At 57.1% G+C, this 21,361-nt stretch carries 19 protein-coding genes; 11 read left to right on the forward strand and 8 right to left on the reverse strand.

What is annotated here, in order from left to right; translation table 11 throughout:
- The first annotated feature begins 1 nt into the window (after position 1).
- Together KQI82_RS05905 and KQI82_RS05910 are read left to right on the forward strand one after the other, a co-directional pair.
- On the forward strand, positions 2 to 538 hold the full coding sequence (locus KQI82_RS05905; RefSeq protein WP_216631938.1) for a 2-oxoacid:acceptor oxidoreductase family protein: 537 nt from the start codon (positions 2 to 4) through the stop codon (positions 536 to 538).
- A 60-nt stretch (positions 539 to 598) separates the two neighbouring features.
- Positions 599 to 1,897 carry an acetyl-CoA hydrolase/transferase family protein gene (locus tag KQI82_RS05910; RefSeq protein ID WP_216631939.1) on the forward strand — a complete coding sequence of 433 codons (1,299 nt, stop codon included), beginning with the start codon at positions 599 to 601 and terminating at the stop codon, positions 1,895 to 1,897.
- Between the two features lie 162 nt (positions 1,898 to 2,059).
- Here the strand turns inward: KQI82_RS05910 and KQI82_RS05915 are convergent, their stop codons facing one another.
- The 6 genes from KQI82_RS05915 to KQI82_RS05940 form a co-directional block, all read right to left on the reverse strand.
- Positions 2,060 to 3,280: an NADP-dependent isocitrate dehydrogenase gene (locus KQI82_RS05915; protein ID WP_216631940.1), complete on the reverse strand. Its 1,221-nt coding sequence runs from the start codon at positions 3,278 to 3,280 to the stop codon at positions 2,060 to 2,062.
- 10 nt (positions 3,281 to 3,290) lie between these two features.
- A complete protein-coding gene (locus tag KQI82_RS05920; RefSeq protein WP_216631941.1) occupies positions 3,291 to 4,487 on the reverse strand; it encodes an amidohydrolase in 1,197 nt (398 codons plus the stop codon).
- 5 nt (positions 4,488 to 4,492) lie between these two features.
- On the reverse strand, positions 4,493 to 6,253 hold the full coding sequence (locus KQI82_RS05925; protein WP_216631942.1) for a M28 family peptidase: 1,761 nt from the start codon (positions 6,251 to 6,253) through the stop codon (positions 4,493 to 4,495).
- Positions 6,254 to 6,281: 28 nt separating this feature from the next.
- Positions 6,282 to 7,727 (reverse strand): tripartite tricarboxylate transporter permease, encoded by a 1,446-nt coding sequence (locus KQI82_RS05930; RefSeq protein WP_216631943.1) that lies wholly within the window; start codon positions 7,725 to 7,727, stop codon positions 6,282 to 6,284.
- Between the two features lie 143 nt (positions 7,728 to 7,870).
- Positions 7,871 to 8,881, reverse strand: coding sequence for a Bug family tripartite tricarboxylate transporter substrate binding protein (locus tag KQI82_RS05935; protein WP_216631944.1), 1,011 nt, complete (start codon positions 8,879 to 8,881; stop codon positions 7,871 to 7,873).
- 67 nt (positions 8,882 to 8,948) lie between these two features.
- Positions 8,949 to 9,446: a tripartite tricarboxylate transporter TctB family protein gene (locus KQI82_RS05940; protein WP_216631945.1), complete on the reverse strand. Its 498-nt coding sequence runs from the start codon at positions 9,444 to 9,446 to the stop codon at positions 8,949 to 8,951.
- 109 nt (positions 9,447 to 9,555) lie between these two features.
- On the opposite strand from KQI82_RS05940, the gene KQI82_RS05945 reads away from it, so the two are divergent.
- Complete coding sequence (locus KQI82_RS05945; protein ID WP_216631946.1) at positions 9,556 to 10,503, forward strand: LysR family transcriptional regulator; 948 nt, start codon at positions 9,556 to 9,558, stop codon at positions 10,501 to 10,503.
- Here the strand turns inward: KQI82_RS05945 and KQI82_RS05950 are convergent.
- Positions 10,500 to 11,864: an MmgE/PrpD family protein gene (locus KQI82_RS05950; RefSeq protein WP_338148952.1), complete on the reverse strand. Its 1,365-nt coding sequence runs from the start codon at positions 11,862 to 11,864 to the stop codon at positions 10,500 to 10,502. The genes KQI82_RS05945 and KQI82_RS05950 overlap by 4 nt on opposite strands.
- Before the next feature lie 870 nt (positions 11,865 to 12,734).
- Between KQI82_RS05950 and KQI82_RS05955 the strand changes: the two genes are divergently transcribed.
- The 7 genes from KQI82_RS05955 to KQI82_RS05985 all read left to right on the forward strand — a co-directional run bounded on the left by KQI82_RS05955 (position 12,735) and on the right by KQI82_RS05985 (position 19,810).
- Positions 12,735 to 13,802: a branched-chain amino acid aminotransferase gene (locus KQI82_RS05955; RefSeq protein WP_216631948.1), complete on the forward strand. Its 1,068-nt coding sequence runs from the start codon at positions 12,735 to 12,737 to the stop codon at positions 13,800 to 13,802.
- A 168-nt stretch (positions 13,803 to 13,970) separates the two neighbouring features.
- Positions 13,971 to 14,969, forward strand: a complete 999-nt coding sequence (rbsK, locus tag KQI82_RS05960) for a ribokinase (RefSeq protein WP_216631949.1) — start codon at positions 13,971 to 13,973, stop codon at positions 14,967 to 14,969.
- A gap of 43 nt (positions 14,970 to 15,012) precedes the next feature.
- Positions 15,013 to 15,627 carry an SIS domain-containing protein gene (locus KQI82_RS05965; protein ID WP_216631950.1) on the forward strand — a complete coding sequence of 205 codons (615 nt, stop codon included), beginning with the start codon at positions 15,013 to 15,015 and terminating at the stop codon, positions 15,625 to 15,627.
- 14 nt (positions 15,628 to 15,641) lie between these two features.
- On the forward strand, positions 15,642 to 16,049 hold the full coding sequence (locus tag KQI82_RS05970) for an RbsD/FucU family protein (RefSeq protein ID WP_216631951.1): 408 nt from the start codon (positions 15,642 to 15,644) through the stop codon (positions 16,047 to 16,049).
- 276 nt (positions 16,050 to 16,325) lie between these two features.
- Entirely contained in the window at positions 16,326 to 17,093 is a 768-nt protein-coding gene (locus tag KQI82_RS05975; protein ID WP_216631952.1) for a cyclase family protein, read from the forward strand.
- 163 nt (positions 17,094 to 17,256) lie between these two features.
- A complete protein-coding gene (locus KQI82_RS05980; RefSeq protein ID WP_216631953.1) occupies positions 17,257 to 17,868 on the forward strand; it encodes a peroxidase-related enzyme in 612 nt (203 codons plus the stop codon).
- Between the two features lie 4 nt (positions 17,869 to 17,872).
- Positions 17,873 to 19,810, forward strand: a complete 1,938-nt coding sequence (locus tag KQI82_RS05985) for an NAD(P)/FAD-dependent oxidoreductase (protein WP_216631954.1) — start codon at positions 17,873 to 17,875, stop codon at positions 19,808 to 19,810.
- A 124-nt stretch (positions 19,811 to 19,934) separates the two neighbouring features.
- On the opposite strand, the gene KQI82_RS05990 is transcribed toward KQI82_RS05985, so the two are convergent.
- Positions 19,935 to 20,306: a cupin domain-containing protein gene (locus tag KQI82_RS05990; protein ID WP_216631955.1), complete on the reverse strand. Its 372-nt coding sequence runs from the start codon at positions 20,304 to 20,306 to the stop codon at positions 19,935 to 19,937.
- Between the two features lie 149 nt (positions 20,307 to 20,455).
- Between KQI82_RS05990 and KQI82_RS05995 the strand changes: the two genes are divergently transcribed.
- Positions 20,456 to 21,325, forward strand: coding sequence for a YihY/virulence factor BrkB family protein (locus tag KQI82_RS05995; RefSeq protein WP_216631956.1), 870 nt, complete (start codon positions 20,456 to 20,458; stop codon positions 21,323 to 21,325).
- Positions 21,326 to 21,361 lie beyond the last annotated feature (36 nt).

A 21,361-nucleotide genomic window follows, 5' to 3' on the forward strand; every position in this document is an offset into this window, starting at 1 on the left:
GATGAAAAAGGAAATCATCATTTCCGGGTTCGGCGGCCAGGGCGTCATGTCCATCGGAAAATCCCTGGTGGAGGCCGGCGTCAGCGAGGGACTGGAGGTCACCTGGGCTCCCTCCTACGGGCCGGAGATGCGGGGCGGCACGGCCAACTGCTCCGTGGTTCTCTCCGACAAGCCGGTAGGCTCGCCCCTGTTCACCCACCCCACGGAGCTGATTGCCATGAACCTGCCCTCTCTTGAGAAATTTGAGCCTCTGGTGGTGGAGGGCGGCCTGATCTTTGTCAACAGCTCCGTCATCAGCGAACGGGTCGCCCGGCAGGATGTGAAAGCCGTCTACGTGCCCTGCTCCAGGATCGCCGATGAGGTGGGCAACGGGAAGGTGGCCAACATGGTCATGCTGGGCGCCTACATCGCCGCCACCGGCGCGCTCAGAGAGGAGACCATCAGGCAGATGATCGAGGCCATGTTCACCGGTCCAAAGGCGAAGTTGGTGCCGCTGAACATGGAGGCACTGAAGCGCGGCATGGCCTGCGCCCGGTAAACAAGCAGCGCACAGCGGAGGAAGCGTGCTTCTTCCGCTGTTTCATGAAATGAGGAACGTATGAAAACAGTTTTGAAACAGTACCGGGAGAAAAAACGGACAGCGGAGGAGATCGCCGCGTCCATTCCCGACGGAAGCGTCCTGATCAGCGACGCCGCCCTGGCCCAGCCCATTGGGCTTTTGGAATCGATCGGCGCCCACGCATCCGCCAACCGATACCGGAACCTGACCCAGCACATCCTGTTGGACAGCTATCCCATGCCCTTCTATACCGGCGGAGGCGGCTACCACGCGGTCAGCTGGTTCTCCAGCGCCGGGGCCAGGAGGGCGGTGAATGAAGGGCTGGCCGACGTGATGCCCTGCTACTACCGGGACATGCCCCGGCTGGTCCGGCAGCAGCCCCGGATCGACGCCTTCTGCGCGGCCGTGGGCCCCATGGACCGCCACGGCTACTTCAGCCTGTGCACCGTGGGCTCTTACTCCGAGGCGGCCCTGGAGAAGGCGGAGCACATCTATCTGGAGGTCAACGACCAAATGCCGCGGGTGCTCAGCGCGCCCATTGTCCACATCTCCCGGGTGGATGCATTCTGCGAGGTATCCCGGCCCATGGTGGAATCCCAGCCGCCGGTGATCGACGAGGTGAGCCGCACCATCGGCGGACTCATCGCCGAGGAGATTCCCAACGGCGCCACGCTGCAGCTTGGCATCGGGGCGGTGCCGGAATCTGTGGGCATGTTCCTCAAAAACAAGCATCATTTGGGCATCCACACGGAGCTCTTTGCCGATAGCCTGGTGGAGCTCTTGGAGTGCGGCGCGGCGGACAACAGCTTAAAGCCCATCCACCGTGGGCGGTCGGTGATGACCTTTGCCTTCGGCACCCGGCGGGTCTACGATTTCATCGACGATAACCCGGCGGTGGAGGTGCTGGGGGTGGACTATGTCAACAATCCGGCGGTGATCGCCCGGCATCCCAACTTCATCTCCGTCAATGCCGCTCTGGAGGTGGACTTTTTCGGGCAGGTCTGCGCCGAGTCCATCGGCACCCGCCATATCTCCGGCACCGGCGGGCAGGCAGACTACGTCCGGGGCGCCACGGAGTCGGAGGGAGGCAAGAGCTTCATCGCATTCCCCTCCACGGCCAAAGGCGGAGAGGTGAGCCGCATCAAAGCCACGCTGTCTCCCGGAGCCATCGTCACCACCAGCAAAAACGACGTGGACTATATTGTGACGGAGTACGGCGTGGCCAAGCTCCGGGGCAGATCCCTGAGCCAGCGGGCCCGGGCGCTGATCTCCATCGCCCATCCCAGGTTCCGGGCGGAGCTGGAGCATCAGGCAAAGGCGGAGCACATCCTTATCTGACCCGAGGCTAAAAGCGCCGGGGCGCCTGCGGCAGACCAATTAGGCGCTGGATTTAACGTTTGCAGAGGCGTAATTTCTGTAAAAAACGGCGGAGGGGATTGTTCCCCTCCGCCGCTGCAATATGTTCTGCCGATTTTGTCTGCCGGAAGCGTATTCGACCGATTATTTAGAGTCGAATTTTTGGCGCAGCCTTTCTGCGATTGCCTCCAGAAGCTCCTCGCTGCTCACCGGGTGGAGGGCCGCGTTTTGCTCGGCAAGCTGAAATAGATCCTTTGTGACGAGTCCATTGTTCAAGGTGTCGAGGCAAGCTTGCTCTAAGGATTCTCCGAATCTCACCAGGTCGGGAAGCTGATCGATCGATCCCCGCTTTTTCAGCGCACCGGACCAGGCAAAGATGGTGGCCGTCGGATTTGTGGATGGTTTTTCTCCCTTCAGGTAGCGATAGTAGTGCTGTGTCACCGTGCCGTGAGCGGCCTCGTATTCGGTGCTTCCGTCCGGAGCGACCAGCACGGAGGTCATCATGGCAAGGGACCCGAAGGCCGTGGACACCATGTCACTCATAACATCGCCGTCGTAATTTTTGCACGCCCATATGAACCCGCCCCGGGACCGGATGACGCGTGCGACGGCATCGTCGATTAACGTATAAAAATAGCGAATCCCGGCACGCTTGAAGGCGGGGGAGAAAGCCGAATACTCCTGCTCAAAGATCTGTTTAAATTCGCCGTCATACGTTTTGGAAATCGTATCTTTGGTGGAAAACCAGAGATCCTGGTGTGTATCAAGTGCGTACTGGAAACAGGACCTTGCAAATGAGCGGATGGAGCTGCGGTAATTGTGGCAGGCCTGCCAGACTGCCGGCCCGTCAGCCCTTTGCACCAGCAGCCGTTCCTGCCTGCCGCTGTCCGCGGTAAAAAGCAATTCACAGCTGCCCGGCTCCTCGGTCCGCAAATCCACCGCTTTATAGAGGTCTCCGTACGCATGACGGGCGATTGTGATTGGGGATTCCCAGGTGCGGACAACAGGCCTCACATGATTCACAATGATCGGACGGCGGAAAACCGTACCGTCCATAATGGAGCGGATGGTTGCGTTGGGGCTGTTCCACATTTGCGTTAATTCGGGGTATTCCTCCATGCGCTGGCGATTTGGCGTAATGGTTGCGCATTTTACGGCGACTCCCAGTTCTTTCGCGGCCAAAGCCGCCTGCACCGTAACCTGGTCTTTCGTGCGGTTACGATTCAGAAGGCCCAGGTCATAGTATTCGGTTTTCAGCTCGACAAAGGGCAGGATAAGCAGTTCCTTAATCATTTGCCAGAGAATCCGGGTCATCTCGTCTCCGTCCATTTCAACGAGAGGCGTTGCCATATTGATTTTCTGCATTCCAGTCTCCTCATGAATACGGTCCAGTGTATGTTTGACGGTTCTTATGAAGCTGGTTTTCGGTAAACTCTTTTTTCACGGCGTCAAGAAGTTCAGGTTTTTCCAACAGGTCACAAATGGCTCCCGCAATAATTTTGGCTCCCTGGATCATGGAATTGTGGCACAGCTCCGTCTTGCCGGCGTCATAGTATCCCTGTGAATGAGGACCTACCGTAATCGGAACAAAAGCCATACGGATGCATGCGCCGGGTAGGATATGGCACACGTTCATAAAGTCGCTTGATCCGGTTTTCGCACGGGGCGGCTGAATCTGCGGGGCTCCCACCAAATGCGCATTTTCCATCAAAAGATCGTTGAGTGTCAGGATGGGGATCATGTTATACATTCTGGTTTCTTCTATGATCTCCACACTGGTCTCGGTCATCAGGGCGGCCCCCTCCATAATCTTTCTGAACCGGGCGGCTACCTGCTCCAGATACTCCATATCATAGCTGCGCAGGATGAAGGAGCCCACCGCACGGGGAGAAACGCTGTTTGCCGGGGCTCCCGCGTCGACGACGGTATAGTGCATACGCACATCGTCGATCACATGTTCGCGCAGAAATTCAATGCCGTTAAATGACAGGATCAACGCGTCCAGCGCGCTCCTTCCCTCCTCCGGCTTTCTTCCGGCATGCGCCGCGATGCCGCGGAAAATCACCTGATAGTGGATATTGGCAAGGTATTTTACATCGACACGCGTCGCGCCGTCCATGTGCATCATAAAGGCGACATCGATATCTTTGAAGCAGCCCTTTTCAATCATGATGTTCTTTCCGCTGTATCGCTCTTCAGCAGGCGTACCATAAACAACAACCTTGAAATCCCTGCCGGCCGCTGCATCCTTCAGGGCAATTGCCGCGCCTAAGATACAGGGGCCCTGGGCGTGGTGGCCGCAGGCGTGCCCCTGTTTTTCAAGGGCGTCGTATTCGCACAGAAGGCCAAAGGAAGGGCCGCCGTGCCCGGATTCAAATGTGGCGCGAAACGCGGTCTCCAGCCCCGCAATACCCCGTTCCACAAAGAACCCATAGCGTTCAAGGCTGTCCGCAAGCCAGGTGCTGGCCTGATGCTCCTCCATGCTGAGCTCGGGGTTGTCGAAGATCCTGTCTGCCAAATCGACCAGCTCGCCGCGGCACTGATCGATGCGGGCAAAAACTTGTTCTTTCATATTCCTCATCCCTCACATGTGCGCAGATACTGTTCAATTTTCCACAAAATTTCATTCATCTGCCCCACCAAGCGGTTTCTCTGGCGGATAAAGGTCGTTTTCACGCAGAGATAGGTCATGGCGTCTGTGGTTTCACGGGTTACGCCCACAGCAGTCCTGAGCCCGCCCATGGTCGTGTTTTGATTGCCGCCGAACGCGATGCTCATCGCGGGTTCAAAGGAATAAGGATCCACTGTTGTATAAAAGATTCGATTCAGCTCACCGGCCACCGCCTGGATGATCCCGTCGGATGCACCGTCTGCCGTGGCTCGGATTTTCTCCTCCAATGCCGCTGCCGGACCCTCCAGGGCGCAAAGCTTTTCGTAAACCGGAGCAATATCGAATTCCGCTGCGTCGATTCCCTGGCCAAGCTCTTTCAGTTTATGCTTCATCTCTGAAATAAAAGAGAGTATCTGTACCGGCAGAACGGGACAGGTTGCAAAATCGGCAACAAATTCGGCATTGAGTTTGGCGTCGCGCACCATTGCGTCGACATCCAATTTATCAAGGGTATCCCCGATCGCATGCCACCAGGGACCGCCTCCCGCGCCGTAGAAGTCTCCACAGGCTTTTTCATTGCCGGGAAGCGGTTCGTTTTTAGCCATAACGGTGATTGGCACATTGACGCCCCAGAAAGACTGGTCCGCGCCCTTCACCATTGGAATATAGGATTCGGGGCGCAGCCCGGTCAAATGTTCCACACGATCTGCGCCATACTCCATGCCCTCCATACAGGAGGTCCGCATGATGATGCGGCCTGTGTTCTTGCAGCCGCAGATATCCAGATTGACATGGGCGACGCAGTGCCTGCGGAGCTGTTCCCAGTGGTTGTCGCACCACCATGCCGAACCGGCGTAGCGGCCGTCAGAGTGGCCTGACCACCAGCAGATTTTTACGCCCCTGAGCAGCTGATCCTGTTTTTCCTGCAGGACCCGGCCGATCTCCAAAATGATCGCGTCGGCGGCGGCATTGTCCGTAATCCCCTCGTACCAGGAGTCATAGTGGGCTGAAAGAAGGACAAAGCTGCTGGTCTTGCCGGGGATCGTGGCGATGGGCATTGTGCTCCTTGCGATGGCTGAGTCCATTTTGATATGCAAGGCTCCATAGACCTTGCCCGCCCTGCAGGCCTCGGCGATTTCCTCGCCGTCACTGTGCCGAAAGGAGACCGAGGGCAAAAAGGTGAGATGATCGAAATCCCTTGTGTCCGGCGTTCCCCAGATGGGTCCGATATTGCTGTGATGCAGCATATCGTCGGTGGATGGCCAGATGTAGACCAATCCGGCGGCCCCGGCTTTTTTCAGGCGGTCTGCAAACGCCGCGCGGCCGTCGTGCGAAAGGACAATCTTTCCGGAAAACGCGGCGTCGCGCTCCCGTTCCTGGGAGAGGGTGCGGTTTTTTTGGCCACTCAAATAGTCGTAGTACACCTCGGCCGTGAGATTGGAAGCCTCGCCGCTGAACACCATGCCGCAGGCCTCATAGGTCTTGCAATAAGGCGACTGGATTGTCAGGGAAGCGGATACCGGAATACTGAAGAAGCCCTCATAGCTTTCCCGTTCACAGGCGATTCCGTATTCTCCGCACTTGCGCATTAAGTAATCAACGGAGGCCTCGCCCTGCTCCTTGCCGGAGTAGCGGTGCAATGTGGAGAAGGCGTTCACCGTTTCCACCATGTTTTCACGGCTCAGCGAGGCCAAAACGTCCTTTGCAAATGAAGCGGTTTCATACATGATACAGCTCTCCTTACAGCGGATGACACTAAGTGTCAGAATGTTTGTGGGATTTTCTGGATTTGATAAGGGGAAGTACGACCAGCAGGGCCGCAATAATCAGCAGCACAACTGCAATCGGGTGATGGAACATGGAGAGGACAGACCCTCTGTTGGCGATAACGCCCTTCCTGAAGTTCGATTCAACCATGCTGCCCAGAACATATCCCAGAACGACCGAGGGCAGACTGATGCCGCAATTGAGCAAAACCGCCGCCAGAACACCGATCGCAAGGAATACCCAACTGTCAAAAACGCGGTTGTTGCTGGTCATGGTGCCGATCACGCACATCAGCATGATAAGCGGAAGCAGGAAGTTCATGGGGATATCAATGACCCTGATGAAAAAACGCATGAGCAGAAGGAACAGAACGAACATAATCACGCATCCTACCATGTAGGAAACATAGATGTTGCCGATGAGCTCCGGCTGCTTTGAAAACAGAAGCGGGCCCGCGCTGAGGCCGTGAATTGTTAAGCCTCCAAGGAGGAGCGATGTGACCATGTCCCCCGGAATGCCCATGACAAGCATGGGAATCAGCGCGCCGCCGCAGACAGCGTTGTTGGCGGTCTCAGAGGCGATGATGCCCTCGCGGGAGCCATGCCCGAACTCCTCAGGGTGCTTGGACATGGAGCGGGCCTGGTTATAGGCGATCAGCGATGCCGTGGATTGCCCAACACCCGGAATGATTCCGATGACCGTCCCAATGACCGATGATATGGCAAGCAGCTTGCCGCATCCCTTGAACATGGAAAAGGTGGGCTTGACGGAAGCTTTTTTATCCACCTCAATTTTATCGGTTTTTTGGCCGATTTTTTGGATCTGGGAAAAAACCTCGGGAATTACAAAAATGCCCATGATCGTCGCAAGCTCAGTCAATCCGTTGTCCAACTGGTAAAAGCCAAAGGTAAAGCGGGCAATGCCGTCCAGCTTGTCCACGCCAACCGTGGTCAGGAGCATACCGATCACTGCGCCGATGAGCCCCTTTAATATGTCCTTGCTGCACAGGGCAACGACCACGGAAAGACCGACAATGCCCATGGCAAAATATTCCCAATAGCTGAAGATCAAGGCGACCTCCGCCAGCTTTTTGGAAACGAATATCAACACAATGCCGGAAAACACTCCGCCAAGCAGGGAGGATGTAATCCCATAGGAAAGTGCCAGCGCGGGTTTTCCCTGCCGTGCCATTGGACTGCCGTCAAAGCAAGTGACCATACTTGCAGAGGTCCCCGGAACATTCAGCAGGGTTGCCGACACAAGGCCGCCGCTGATTCCGCCGACATAGATCCCAATCAGGGTACAGATGCCCTGGTCCGGCGTCATGTGGAACGTAAAGGGGAGCATCAGGCTCACGCCCAATGCCGCTGTCAGACCGGGAATCGCGCCAAAGATCATGCCGCCCAATACACCGGCAGTCAGCAATACAATCATAGTGGGATCGGAAAAGAAAGATCCGAACCCCGAAAACAGAGAATGAAGGGCTTCCAAATTTGTCACCTCCCAGTTTGGCTTGGGGTGAAGCGCTCCCGGACGGGGCGCTTCACCCGGTGGTAATGCCTGCGCGTTTTTACTGATCAGGCAATGCCGATCTCTTCAATTTTTGCCATATAGAGGTCATACCATTCGTCACCGTGCGCCGTCAGCTCTTCGCCGGTCATATAGAACGGGTTGGCGCCGAGGCGGATCAGATCCGCCTGGAATTCCTCATTTTCACAGACCTGCTTGAAGGCGGCCGCCAATTCGTCCACAATTGCGCTGTCGGTTCCTTTTTTGACGGCCCAGCAGCGGGTGAGGTCCACAGAGACGTCATAGCCAAGCTCCTTCAATGTGGGGATGTCGGGGGCAAGGTCGCTGCGTTCGTCGACCATGATGGCAAGCGTGCGAAGCTCGCCGGCCTCATGGTAGGAGAGCACTTCGGAGAGCATATACTGGCCCACATCAACATGCCCGCCCATGAGGGCCGCAATGCCTTCCGTCACATCGCCGCTGGGCACGTAATTGAATGTACAGCCGATGGCATCCCAGGTGATATAGGCGGAGAGCGGGCTGGCGCCGGTGGCGCCGTTGGCCTCCCAGTTCAACTCTCCGGGATTGGCCTTTGCGGCCTCGATCAGATCATCGATTGTCTGATAGGGGGAATCCGCGTTAACGGTGATGCACTTGGGATCACTGACAAAGCAGCCGATGTAGTCAAGCTGCTGCCAGATCTTGTCCTCCACGGTGCCGACGGCGGTCTGGCCGGCGAGGACTTCGGGAGACATCATGAGGATGCTGTATCCGTCCGCGTCCCTGGAAAGAAAGTCGTTGGTGCCGGTCATGCCGCTGTTGCCGCCGATATTCACAATCTGCATGTTGTATCCAAGCTCCGCGAAATACGGAGCGGCCAGCCTGGCCACAAGATCGTGCGTACCGCCGGTGGAGTAGGGCACTACTACTTCAATGGTCTTTTCCGGATAGGTATCTTCAGCAGAAGAGGAGCCGACTCCTGACGAAGACTGCGAAGCCGTTCCGGCTTCTCCACATGCCGCAAGGCCGGGGATCATTGCGAGAGCAAGGAGCGTTGCGAGTACTTTCTTCTTTTCCATCTCTTTTATTCCTTTCATGTTTATTAGACCGACTGACAGCCTGGACCATCAGTTGTCTTCAGTTGAATCAGATTCCAAGGATGCCCAATGTGGGCAGGACCACTTTCAGCACCTTTGTAAACAAAAGCTGCAATGCGGCCGTCGTAACAGCGCAGAGAATAAACCATTTCACCGCGGCAAGAGCCAACGCTTTTCCCGACGGCCGGTTTTCTGTATCCTGCCGCTGATAAGCCACAGCAAGTCCGAAAAGGAAGAGGCATGTGGCCAGGGTAAAGCCGATGTGGGGCATCAAAAACAGGTAAGCCGCAAGGGAAAGCAGCGTCAGAAATACCATTTTGCTCCACATGGATGCGCTCTCTTCCTGCGGCTTGCGCAAAATAGTTCTGATCAAAAGCGCAAGGGAAAGAATCGCCAGGATAACTATCCAGAACTGAACATATGCGCCCGCATGGGCCATCGTATATTTTTGATATCCGGGGGGCAGCGTCGCACAATAGAAATATGCGGCCGCGCAGAAAAGCAAGAGGAGTATGCTGAGAATCAAGTCTTTTTTCCACGCCTTCATGTTGTCGTACCCTCGCTTTCTTATCTACTTTACAAAATTGAGCATATTTAGTATAATATACTTAATTAATTAGAAAAAGCTTATCTTTTTTCTGGATATGGAGAGCAGTATGAACATCAATCGGTATCGCTACATTCTCCGGGTGGCGCAGGTCGGCGGAATCCAGGAGGCGGCGGACCAGCTTTTTATTTCGCCGTCCGCCATCAGCCAGTGCATAGCGGCTGAGGAGAAAGAACACAACATCTCAATTTTTGACCGCAGCTCAAAACCCATGCGTCTGACGGTGCAGGGCTCGATCTACCTTGAGTATATACAGGAGCTTTTGCAGTGCTATGAAAACATGGAGACACAGCTGACAGAAAACAGGCTTTACACCAACGATTTTCAAATCACCATTGCGATGCCCGCCATTATGATCAGCAGCTTCTTCTCCACGGTTTCCTCACAGTTCTATGCCCGTTATCCCGGCGCCCATTTCCGGATGATCAGTCCGAATGCGAATATGTATGAGACCACGCTGCTCAACCGGGAAGCGGATTTCGCGATTCTGGGCGCTTTTTCCACCTGTCCCAAAATAACCAGTATCGAATTGGCCCCCTATCCGCCGCCCATTCTGGCGGCGCCGCCGCTGCATCCCATTGTGAAAAAATTTTGCGCGCTGCAGACCTGGGAAGACCGCCCGTTTATCAACCTGGATGAGATCCGGGGAGAAAGCTTTATTCTTGCCCCCTCCGGCGACTGGCTCCGCTCTGCTGCCGACACATTTTTCAAGCACCACAATATTTTACCAAATGAACGCATTCAAATATCCAACTCGATTTCAATTCTGCGATTGGTCAACCAGGGGCTTGGCTTTGGCTTCATCAACGCGCATGCGGAGTTGCTTGCCGGGGAATCTCCCTCTCATTTTTTCCGCCTCGAAACAGACCTTTTCCCAATCAAACGAACGATTTATCTGCAGCACTATTACAGGAAGCACTTATCCGCGCCCATACGCTACATCGTGGAGCTCATCCGGCAGAACCACACCGCGTTTTCCGGAATCGGAAATTTTTAAATGACAGGAATATGGTCAAGTCGCGGCAGGTTCAGCAAATCGAGGATCGCGGTATCCGCGGAAGCGTATCCGCCGAAGGAGAACATTGTTCCCGCCTTTTCGATCTGCTGTGACCTTGTGAGGGGAGCCCATATGCTTCCGGCGGCGTCGATGATCTCTTTTTGGAATACTTCCCCCGTAAGAGTCTCTATTGTCATACGGCAGCCCCAGTGTTCAGGGTATTTTTCCGAAAAAGCCTTGTCAGATACCACTGTTATTTTCCCCATCAGGTTTCGGAGTTCCGGTTCGTTAATTGCGCCGCTTTGAAAGTCTTTCAGAGAAACGCTTCCCTTCAGGAGGGCGACGGCCGCCGTATAGGGCGTCGAAAATTTGGCCTCCGCCGCAGTGGTTGGCGAGATGCTGCCTTTCGACATACCGCACTGCTTGTATCCAATGTCATAAGTTTCCACCAGGATACGGGCGATGTGATCGGGGGAGACGCTGCATGTGCTGCGGAGGGCAAGCGCTGCGTCAATTGCGCAGTGCGTACTGCGGCAGCAGGGATACGGCTTCACGTCCATCTGCAAAGTGGCCCACCATTGACCCAAGCCGTCCGTAAGCCGGTGCACATCGTATTCATCTGACATTGCCGCAAGCAGCCCGCCGTCCTTCGCCGTCAGAATGGATTCGGGGCCGCTCATTCCGCTGTGCGCCATCAGGGCCGCCTCGCAGCCGTTCAGGGCCGCCCGCGCCGGATGGAGCACCTTGCAGTTTGCCCCGTCCTGTAAAAAAGCCCACAGCCCGGAAGACTGCGTCCCCGCCAGTCCCAGCGCCCACACCATCTTTTCTTCACTCAGCCCCAAAAGCTTTCCGCAGGCTGCCGCCGCGCCAAAGGTCCCAGCCGTTCCGGTCACATGCCATCCTTTTTGCCGGTGGCTGACTGTTCCAAGGGAGAGGCCGATCCGGGCCATTGTCTCGTATCCGCAGATAATTGCCACGATGAGTTCTGCTCCGGTCCGGTCCAGCTTTTCCGCCAGCCCCCACGCGGCGGGGATCACCACGGTTCCAATATGGGTTTTGGAGCCTGTGTGGACATCGTCCAGCTCCAGATAATGCCCCCGCATGGCGTTAAAGAATATTGCAGAGCTTAAAGCGGACTTTTGATTCCGTCCCCAGAGGGATGCCGTTGGTTCATTCGTATGGAGCGGAATCAGTTCCTCCTCCACCCGTTCGATCAAATCACTTCCTGCGCCTCCGACTGCAACGCTCACTGTATCAAGCACACGAAGGACAGCCGCCTCTGCTACTTCCTGGGGAATATCTTCCGCCTGCAAATTGCATATGAATTGCGCCAGCGTCCTCAGCTCTCTCATTCGCCCCATCCTTCCAACAATCTGTAACTGATTGGGATCATTTTAACATGGGCTTCAATAAAGTAAAATCGAATTTAATTTCAATTTTTGTTTAGATATATCTTAATTTAGCGCGGGAGGGCCGGCGCATTGAAAGAGCCGGGTGTGCTGTCTTTCGCGGCGCAAAACAATACGACCGTGCTGTGCGGCAGGCTGAAACAGGGAATTGGAGATGCCGTTAAGAGAAAAAGGCGCTTGCGCTGATGGCGTTTTGCTTACAGGGATGTGCCTGATATCAAAAGTTATCTAAACAAATAATTCAAGAATCTTTAACGTTTTTTATAGTATGGCCGCAAAGCCCACAGCGTGGGAGGGGCCAAAAGGGGCTGAGTTGTGTCAAGTTTCTATGGCCCGCGTCATTGCCGGCGGTGCAGACGCTTGCCGGGACGCGTCATTTCAGCGCTTTTCGCAAAAAACTGAAAAGAAATGGATCGAAAAGTTGGATTTATGTAGGAAATACCAATTGACTTTGTTTCTGCAAAAGCGTATAAGTTTTACTATATAAAAAGATACCGCGCGAAAATGCAATGACCGGGAAAGGGATGGGCTACGTCCCAAAGAGAGCTGCCGGATGGTGAGAGGCAGCGGACACGGGCCTTTCCGAGTCACCTGCGAGCAGTCCGCAGAAAGGGCATCGGCCCCAGTATACGGCACCGGGTTCTCCCGTTACAGAGAGGCGCGTCCCCGTAAAACCGGGCACGCGGACGAGCGGCCGCATTTGCGGCAATGAGAGTGGTACCACGGAAGCTTGAGCTTTCGCCTCTCCTGTTTTCAGGCAGGACTGCGCGGAGGCTTTTTATTTTGAAATCTTGCATTCGTGCAATATGGGAGGAAAGAAACATGATGAACATCCGCTTTGAGCAGGCCGCTACCTTGAAGCCCAAGCCCGACATCGACACCGTAAAGTTTGGTTCAACCTATTCCGACTACATGTTTGTAATGGACTACAATGTGGACAAGGGCTGGTATGATCCCCGCATTGTCCCTTTCCAGAATATCAGCCTGAACCCCGCATCCATTGTGCTCAACTATGCGCTGGAGATTTTCGAGGGTCTGAAGGCCTACCGCACCGAAGACGGCAGGATTCAGATGTTCCGTGTGGATGAAAACGGCAAGCGCATGCAGAACTCCGCCGCCCGCATGGCGCTGCCCGATCTGCCCTATGAGACCTTTGTGGAGGCTGTGGAGGCCCTGGCCAGGGTGGAGAAGGACTGGGTGCCCAGCAAGCCCAACACCTCCCTCTACTTCCGCCCGGTGATGATGGCCACCAACGCAGACCTCTCACTCCACGGCTGCACCGACTGCATGTTCTACATCTTCTGCTCCCCTGTGGGCAGCTACTATCCCGGCGGCCTCAAGTGCAACTCCATCCTGGTGGAGGACGAGGACGTCCGCGCCGTCCGGGGCGGCACCGGCTTTGCCAAGTGCGGCGGCAACTACGCCTGCGCCCAGCGGGCAGCCAACCGGGCCAATGCCAAGAACTACAACGATGTTTTGTGGCTGGACGGTGTGGAGCGCCGCTATGTGGAGGAAGTGGGCGGCATGAACATCATGTTCAAGGTGGGCAGCACCGTGATGACGCCGGCCCTCCTGGGCAGCGTGCTGCCCGGCATCACCCGCAAGTCCATTGTGGAGCTTTTGAAGGAAGACGGCTACACGGTGGAGGAGAAAAAGATCGACATCAATGACGTGGCCAAACTCCTGGAGGAGGGGAAGGTCGACGAGGTCTGGGGCTGCGGCACCGCCGCTGTTATCTCCCCCGTGGGCAAGCTGTGCATCCACGGCAAGGACTATGTCATCAACAACAACGAGGTGGGCCCCCTGTCCCGCCGCCTGTACGATATGCTGACCGGCATCCAGTGGGGCCGCGTGAGCGACACCCACGGTTGGGTGTTCCCCATCGACTGATTGATGTTCAAGGAGAGGATGCGTCATGGGCGCATCCTCTTTTTAGACAGGCCGCAGGGCATTTGGGGGAAGACAATTGACACTTGCGTTTTGCCAATGGATGCGCTATAATCCAAGTAAACGATTAACAGCCCCGTTTTGAGGCGTAGTGAAAGGAAAAAGGAACGTATGTTGAGAAAACCGAAGATTTTGGTGGTCGGCAGTTTTGTCATGGACCTGATTGCCTCCACGGAAAAAGCGCCCAACTCGGGCGAAACGGTCATCGGCAAGTCCTTCCGTACCGCTCCCGGCGGGAAAGGCGCCAACCAGGCAGTGCAGTGCGCCCGTCTGGGCGCCCACGTGACCATGGTGGGCCAGGTGGGAGGAGATTCCTTTGGCCAGGAGATGGTAGACACGGCCCGTGCTGCCGGCGTGGACATTTCCCATGTGCTGGTGGATAAAGAGGTCTCCTCCGGCGTAGGCCACATCCTGCTGGAAGTCACAGAGCACGGCGCCCAGAACCGAATCACCGTGATTCCCGGTGCAAATTACACGCTCAAGACTGCGGATGTGGCATGGCTGAAGGATGAAATCGGCCGGTACGATCTGCTGATGATGCAGTTGGAGCTGCCCATGGACGTGACCTGCGCTGTAGCCTCCTACGCCAAGGCCGCCGGCGTGCCGCTGATGCTGAATCCGGCTCCCGCCGCACCGCTGCCGGAAGAGCTTCTCTCCTGCGTTACATACCTCTCCCCCAACGAGCATGAGGCTGCCGCCATCACCGGACTGCCTCTGCGCGCCGATGAGACCGGCGTCAACGAGGAGGACATGAAGCGGGTGGCGGCAGCGCTGCGGGAAAAGGGTGTGGAAAACGTCATCATCACCCTGGGAGGCAACGGCTCCGCCGTGGCCGGGGTGGACGGCGTCCACTATACCGCCTGCGTGAAGATGGACCACGTGGCCGATCCCACGGCTGCCGGCGACTCCTTTGTGGCTGCCTTCTGCACCGGCCTCACCGCCGGACTCAGCCAGGATCAGGCGCTGAATTTTGCCAGCCACACCGCCGCTATCACCGTCTCTCGCATGGGCGCCATGCCCAGCCTGCCCACCCTTGAGGAGGTGCGCTCGCTGATGCGCCAGCGGGGTTACCAGGGCTTTGACCTGAGTGAGTTAGATGCGCTGAACTAAACCGTGCCTCATGCCGATCATCCAACGGAAAGGAACGAATTGCATGCTCAAACAAGAAAGCAGACAGGCGGTGGACCGCTTTGTAGCCTCCGCCCAAAAGGAATTTTCCGCATTTGCCTCCACCCTCAGCGGCGAGACCTATGAAAAGGCTGCTCAGATCATTCTGGAGGCCCAGAAAAACGGCGGCCGCCTCCACATCACCGGCATCGGCAAGCCGGGCCATGTCTCCGCCTACATGGCGTCTCTGTTCTCCTCCACCGGCAACCCCTGTTACTTCCTCCACGGCACCGAGGCCGTCCACGGCTCATGCGGCCAGCTGGCGGCGGACGACGTGGTCATCGCCATCTCCAACTCCGGCGAGACCGTCGAACTGAAGGCTACGGTCCTGGCTGTGAAGAACAACGGCTGCAAGGTGATCGGTATTACGGGCCATATGGATTCCTGGCTGGCCCGGGAGAGCGACGAGTGCCTTTTTGCCGGCGTAAGCGAGGAGGGCGGCCCCCTGAATCGGGCGCCCCGCAACTCCATCCTGGCCGAGATGCTGACGCTGCAGGCGCTGAGCGTGGCGCTCCAGGTGGAGCAGGATTGGGACCCTGTCAAATATGTCCGCTGCCATCCCGGCGGGAAGCTGGGCCAGCTGCGGGAAAATGAGAAATAAGGAGGATTGAGAGCATGCTGACCGGTCAATGCATTCACCCCGAGCTCATGCGGCTGCTGTCCCTGTGCGGACACGGCGACAAAATCCTCATTGCCGACGGCAACTATCCGCTGGCCTCCAAGACGGGCAGTGCGGAGAAGGTCTACCTGGGGCTGACGCCCGGCCTTCCCACGGTGACCGATGTGCTGGCGGCGCTGCAGAGCGTGGCCAACTTCGAGAAGGCGGAGGTAATGGACCCCGCCGACGGGACCACTCCCGAAATCTTCGGCGAGTTCCGGCAGATGTTGGGCGGCATGGAGCTTCAAAAGTTAGGCCGCTATGAGTTCTACGATGCCTGCTGCGTGGACGGCGTGCGCATGGTGATCTCCACCGGAGAAAAGCGCACCTTTGCCAATCTGCTGCTGACAGTGGGCTGCGCGTAAGTGTCCAACCTGTTTTTTAAATTACGTATGAACCGGTCGGCCTGCATTTTGCAGGCCGACCGTGCTTTTCATGCGAAAATAAGGGTGGCCGGATTCCTTTTCCCTGGAGTGAAAAAGAGGCGATTCAATTGGTGGGGATTGGGAAAGACGATTTTTCCAAGTGTGTTTGTCGTGGAAGATAAAATGCAGGGCAACAGAATTTTCTGTCAGATATAGACTGCAATTTATCGATTTAAAGTGTATAATGCTGCCAATTTGGAAAAGGAGGATTCGCTTATGGCTAATCTTAAACTGTGGGACCAGGTAAAGGAATGGAAGAGCGCAAAATACAAATGGGTGGATCTGACCCATGAGCTGAGTCCTGAGACGCCCCACTGGTTTGGGTTCCAGCCCCTCCAGGCCGAGCTGCTGTTCGACTATGCCGAGGGGACACCGGAGGAGAAAGCCGCTCCCATGCGCTGCTACCAGTACAGCGTGGCCAGCCAGTACGGGACCCATGTGGATGTGCCCCGCCACTTCTGGGGCGACGGCCGGGCCATGAACGAAATCGCGGTCCAGGAGATGGTCTATCCCCTGGTGGTGGACAAGTCCGCCGAATGCGCGGCCAACCCGGACTTCATGCTGACGGTGGAGGATTTGAAGGCGTGGGAAGCGGCATACGGCCGGATTCCGGAGAACGCCTTTGTGGCCTTCCGCTCCGACTGGCACAAAAAGGCCAATCTGGACAATCCGGATGAAAACGGCGTGCCCCACTACCCCGGCTGGGACAAGGCGGCCATTCAGTGGCTGGTGGAGGAGCGCAACATTGGGGCCATCGGACATGAGCCGGCGGACACAGACCCGGGCTTTGTCACCACAAGGGAGGACGCCTATCCCTATCCCGGCGAACAGTACATCCTTGAGGCAAACCGCATCCAGATCGAAGTCATGCGCAATCTGGACCAGCTGACGCCGGTGGGCGGACTGATCGTCTGCGCGTTTCCCAAGCTCAAAGACGGCACTGGATTCCCGGCCAGATGTTTTGCCATCTGCCCCGCGGACTGATCAATATGCAAAGAGCGCGGCAGGAACTTCCTGCCGCGCCTGATTGACCTTTACATTCGGCGTCACAAGTGCTACCATTTTATCAGCGGACGGTGCCGGGAAGTCCGTTGGCCGGCCCGGCGCCTGGAGTCGCCGGGAAGAGAACGAAAAGGAGGATATTATTATGGCACTGGAATTTGATGAACAGCTGTCCCGCCTGCAAAAGCCCAACCGGGACGAGATGACCAACAAGGAGTATGAGGTCTTCAACCAGAATGTGGAGGCCATGGAAAAGAATTGGGGCTTTATCAACAACCTCTTCAAGGTGCTGCCCCTCAACGCCTCTCAGTACATCGGCTTTTTGAACTTCAAGGGCTCTCTTTTCAACCCTGAGACCTGCTACCTCACCAATGCCGACAAGGAGATGATCGGCGTGGTGGTGTCCTCCATCAACTGTTGCTCCTACTGCCTGACCACCCATGGGGACGCGCTGCGGGGCTACACCAAAAACCCTATCCTGGTGGATAAGCTGAGCTATAATTTCCGCTCCGCCAGGGATATGCTGAGCGAAAAGCAGTACGCCCTGTGCGAATATGCCTGGTATGTGACCAAGCACGCCGATGAGATCGGGGAGGAGCAGATCGAAAAGCTGCGTCAGGCGGGCTTCAACGACCATGAGATTTTGGAGGCCGCGTTTGTGGCCGGCTTCTTCAACTACACCAACCGCTGGGTCAGCACCATCGCTCCGGTGGCCAATGCGGGGCACTTCAGCCACAACCGGAATTTTGAGAAGTAAAGCCATGGCTTACGAAAGATTATTTGAAACCGGCCGTATCGGACCTCTGGTTCTGAAGAACCGGGCGGTCATGATGCCCATGGGCACCGATTTTGCCGACCGTTCAGGCTGTGCCACCGAGCAGCTGATCCGCTACTATGAGGAGCGGGCCAGAGGAGGCATCGGCCTCATCATCAACGAGTTCACCGGCGTGGACGATGTGGATTCCATCCCGGATATCCACAACTTCCGCATCGCTCAGGACTACCACATCGCCGAGTGCGAAAAGCTGACCGACGCGGTGCACCAGTACGGCTGCAAGATTTTTGCCCAGCTGCACCACGGCGGCGCCACCTCCAACCCGGCGCTGACCGGGCGGCAGAACATCGCCCCAAGCGACGTGCCCATCGCGCCGGGAAAGCCGACGCCCCGGCCCATGACCGAGGAGGACATCCGCCGGGTGGAGCAGAAGTTTATCGACGCCGCGGTCCGCTGCAAGAAGGCGGGCTACGACGGTGTGGAGCTCCACGGCGCCCACTCCTACCTGCTGGCGGAGTTTTTCAGCAGGTACTACAACCGCCGAACGGACCGGTACGGCGGCAGCCTGGAAAACCGCTGCCGCGTCATCCGGGAGATCATCGAGGGCATCCGGGCAAAATTGGGCAATTATCCCATCTCCGTTCGCATCTGCGGCGACGAGATGACGGATGTGGAGGGATTTTTGACCCTGGAGGACGGGCTGGAGATCGGCAAGTACCTGGAGCAGTGCGGCATCGACTGCATCAACATCTCCAACGGTTCCTCCCTCAACGGCAACGCCAACTGCGATCCCTTTTCCTACACCCCGGGCTGGAAAAAGCACGTGGCCAAGGCGTTTAAAGAAGCGCTGCGCATTCCGGTCATCGCCACCAATACCATCAAGACCCCGGACTTTGCCGAGGCGCTGTTAGAGGAGGGCGTATGCGATTTCGTGGGACTGGGCCGCAGCCAACTGGCCGATCCGGAGTTCATGAACAAGGCCCGTTCCGGCCGGGCGGATGAGATCCGCAGCTGTATCGGCTGCATGTACTGCCGGGAGCGGCTGCTTGGAAAGGGCATGAGCGTCCAGTGCACGGTGAATCCCCGCCTGGGCAGAGAATACGACCACCGGGGCTTCCGCACCGACGGGGCGGACCGCATTGTGGCTGTGATCGGCGGAGGCCCCGCGGGCATGCAGGCGGCGCTGACTCTGGCCCACAGGGAGTTCCGGGTGGTGCTTTTTGAAAAGGAGGGATGCCTGGGCGGAACGCTGAACGTGGCGGACAAGCCTCCACACAAGGAGAATCTGGAGGGGCTGATCCGCACCATGGAGACCCAGCTGCGCCGCGCAGGCGTGGAAATCCGGCTGAACTGCGCGCCCACGGTGGAGCAGGTGAAGGAGCTGGATCCGGTGGGCGTGTTCGTGGCCGCGGGCGCCGATCCTCTGGTGCCCAGGCTGCCCGGCGCGGACGGAAAGCGGGTGTTTTTGGCGGAGGATGTAATCTTAGGCAAGGTCACGCCCCGTGGAAAGGTGACCATTATCGGCACCGGTCTGACCGGACTGGAGACAGCGGAAATCCTCTCCGGCCGGGGAATGGACCTGACGCTGGTGGAGATGCTGGACACAGTGGGCCCTGGGATCTACAACGTGGTGCTCGACGACACCATGAGCCGCATCAAGGACCCCAAGATCTTTACAGGCCACCGGCTGGAGTCCATCGCGCCCGGTCAGATCACCATGACCCGTCTCAGCGATGGGGAAACAGTGCGCCTGGAGGCGGACACCGTGGTGCTGGCCCTTGGCGTGCGGCCCCGGAGCGCCCTTGTGGAGGAATTTGAAAAGGCGTTCCCCAACACGGTGGCGGTGGGAGACGCGGCCCGGGGCGGCCGCATCCGGGATGCCATCCGGACCGGGTTTGACAGCGCCTTTGTGTTCAGAGCGTAAGGGAAAGAGCCGCGGGCGCCGGATCTTCCCGGCTTTTGCGCCAGGGAATCGGTCCGCCGCGGTACTTTGGCAGATATGAATCAAAAAGCGGGAAGCCTGTTTGGCTTCCCGCTTTCAGTTATGCTCAGCAGCCGGTCAGGGGATTGACGTCGCCCTCCGGCGGGACGATGCAAAGGCCCATCAGCTCTCCCTTTCCGGTGTTGCCGAAGTTGTGGCGCACACCGGAGGGCACGTGGATCCATGTGCCGAACTCCAGGGGGATGCGCTCGCCGTCCACCATGAAGTACCCCTCGCCCTTGATACACATGAACCAGTGGCACCAGGCGTGGGCGTGGATACTGCTCTCCGCGCCGCTCTCCAGGGTAAACAGCCGCATGACATAGTCGCCCCAAAACCGGCCATCCGGCCCGAATACAATCTTTTTCGTGGAATTTTCAATAAAGTGTCCCCCTGTTACCACAGGCAGGTCCCGGATATTGCCGCCATATTCGCTCATGAATACCCCTCCTCAGTATGGATAAAATCAGTATACCGCGGCGGCCGGAGAAATGCAAGGCGCAACAGCGGGCGACGCTTTCTTCTTCCTTTTTTCCATTTGCTGTGATATACTGCGTAGAACCGACATTTTATGAAAGGGGGCGTCGCATGAAAGACCATCCGCTGCCGGCCGGCAAATTTGGAAGAGGCATCTACCTGATGGTGCGGCGCTACTACCAGCACGGCGTGGCCCGGGATTCCGCCGCGCTGGCCTACTATCTGCTCTTTATGCTCTTTCCGTTTCTGATCTTCATCAGCTCCCTCATCGGCCTTTTGCATCTGGATGTGGATGCCATCGCCATTGGGCTTCAGGGCCTGATCCCCAAAGAGGTGGTGGATTTTCTGGAGCTGTATCTCAGCTATGTGTCTCAGACCTCCAGCAGCCGCATGATGTGGTTTGGACTGGTGTTTTCCATCTACTTTCCCATGCGGGCCACCAACTCCCTGATCCTGTCCGTGCGCACGGCCTATCACCTTGGCCCGCCCTCCAGGGTGCTGCTCCACCAGATGAAGACGCTGATCTACACCGTGTTTTTGATTCTTACCATCGGTCTTTCCCTGACGCTGGTTACGGTGGGCGACCGGGTGCTGAACCTGCTGGTGGATAACTTTCACCTGCCTCAAATGTTTGCCTCCTGGTGGGCCAGCCTCCGTTTTCCGGCACTGGGCCTGATCCTGGCCTTTGCCCTTGGATCGCTGTATGCCCTGGCCCAGGACCGGCGCCAGCCGCTGAAGAACATCCTGCCGGGCATTTTGTTTTCTCTGGTGATGTGGATGACCCTTTCCATGCTGTTCTCCTTTTATGTGGAGAATTTTGCAAACTACACGGTGATCTACGGCTCCATCGGCGCGGTGATTGTGCTGATGATCTGGCTCTACCTCAGCGCCACCACGCTGGTGATGGGGGCGGAGTTCAACGGGATGCTCATGTCCATGCGCAAGGACTGGCGGCGGATCGGGCCGGAGGACATGGAGTGAGGAAAAGTTTTCCGGCCCTCTGCCTTTACTTGGCGG

The sequence above is a fragment of the Dysosmobacter acutus genome (assembly GCF_018919205.1).
GTDB lineage: Bacteria > Bacillota > Clostridia > Oscillospirales > Oscillospiraceae > Oscillibacter > Oscillibacter acutus.

What these genes read in the sequence shown, in the direction of transcription:
- KQI82_RS05970 (WP_216631951.1), top strand. Translation starts at nt 15,642, where the DNA reads ATGCTGACCGGTCAATGCATTCACCCCGAGCTCATGCGGCTGCTGTCC.
- KQI82_RS05980 (WP_216631953.1), top strand. Translation starts at nt 17,257, where the DNA reads ATGGCACTGGAATTTGATGAACAGCTGTCCCGCCTGCAAAAGCCCAAC.
- KQI82_RS05935 (WP_216631944.1), bottom strand. Translation starts at nt 8,881, where the DNA reads ATGGAAAAGAAGAAAGTACTCGCAACGCTCCTTGCTCTCGCAATGATC.
- KQI82_RS05925 (WP_216631942.1), bottom strand. Translation starts at nt 6,253, where the DNA reads ATGTATGAAACCGCTTCATTTGCAAAGGACGTTTTGGCCTCGCTGAGC.
- KQI82_RS05965 (WP_216631950.1), top strand. Translation starts at nt 15,013, where the DNA reads ATGCTCAAACAAGAAAGCAGACAGGCGGTGGACCGCTTTGTAGCCTCC.
- KQI82_RS05915 (WP_216631940.1), bottom strand. Translation starts at nt 3,280, where the DNA reads ATGCAGAAAATCAATATGGCAACGCCTCTCGTTGAAATGGACGGAGAC.
- KQI82_RS05985 (WP_216631954.1), top strand. Translation starts at nt 17,873, where the DNA reads ATGGCTTACGAAAGATTATTTGAAACCGGCCGTATCGGACCTCTGGTT.
- KQI82_RS05990 (WP_216631955.1), bottom strand. Translation starts at nt 20,306, where the DNA reads ATGAGCGAATATGGCGGCAATATCCGGGACCTGCCTGTGGTAACAGGG.
- KQI82_RS05975 (WP_216631952.1), top strand. Translation starts at nt 16,326, where the DNA reads ATGGCTAATCTTAAACTGTGGGACCAGGTAAAGGAATGGAAGAGCGCA.
- KQI82_RS05910 (WP_216631939.1), top strand. Translation starts at nt 599, where the DNA reads ATGAAAACAGTTTTGAAACAGTACCGGGAGAAAAAACGGACAGCGGAG.
- KQI82_RS05955 (WP_216631948.1), top strand. Translation starts at nt 12,735, where the DNA reads ATGATGAACATCCGCTTTGAGCAGGCCGCTACCTTGAAGCCCAAGCCC.
- KQI82_RS05920 (WP_216631941.1), bottom strand. Translation starts at nt 4,487, where the DNA reads ATGAAAGAACAAGTTTTTGCCCGCATCGATCAGTGCCGCGGCGAGCTG.
- KQI82_RS05995 (WP_216631956.1), top strand. Translation starts at nt 20,456, where the DNA reads ATGAAAGACCATCCGCTGCCGGCCGGCAAATTTGGAAGAGGCATCTAC.
- KQI82_RS05940 (WP_216631945.1), bottom strand. Translation starts at nt 9,446, where the DNA reads ATGAAGGCGTGGAAAAAAGACTTGATTCTCAGCATACTCCTCTTGCTT.
- KQI82_RS05950 (WP_338148952.1), bottom strand. Translation starts at nt 11,864, where the DNA reads ATGGGGCGAATGAGAGAGCTGAGGACGCTGGCGCAATTCATATGCAAT.
- rbsK (WP_216631949.1), top strand. Translation starts at nt 13,971, where the DNA reads ATGTTGAGAAAACCGAAGATTTTGGTGGTCGGCAGTTTTGTCATGGAC.
- KQI82_RS05930 (WP_216631943.1), bottom strand. Translation starts at nt 7,727, where the DNA reads ATGATTGTATTGCTGACTGCCGGTGTATTGGGCGGCATGATCTTTGGC.
- KQI82_RS05905 (WP_216631938.1), top strand. Translation starts at nt 2, where the DNA reads ATGAAAAAGGAAATCATCATTTCCGGGTTCGGCGGCCAGGGCGTCATG.
- KQI82_RS05945 (WP_216631946.1), top strand. Translation starts at nt 9,556, where the DNA reads ATGAACATCAATCGGTATCGCTACATTCTCCGGGTGGCGCAGGTCGGC.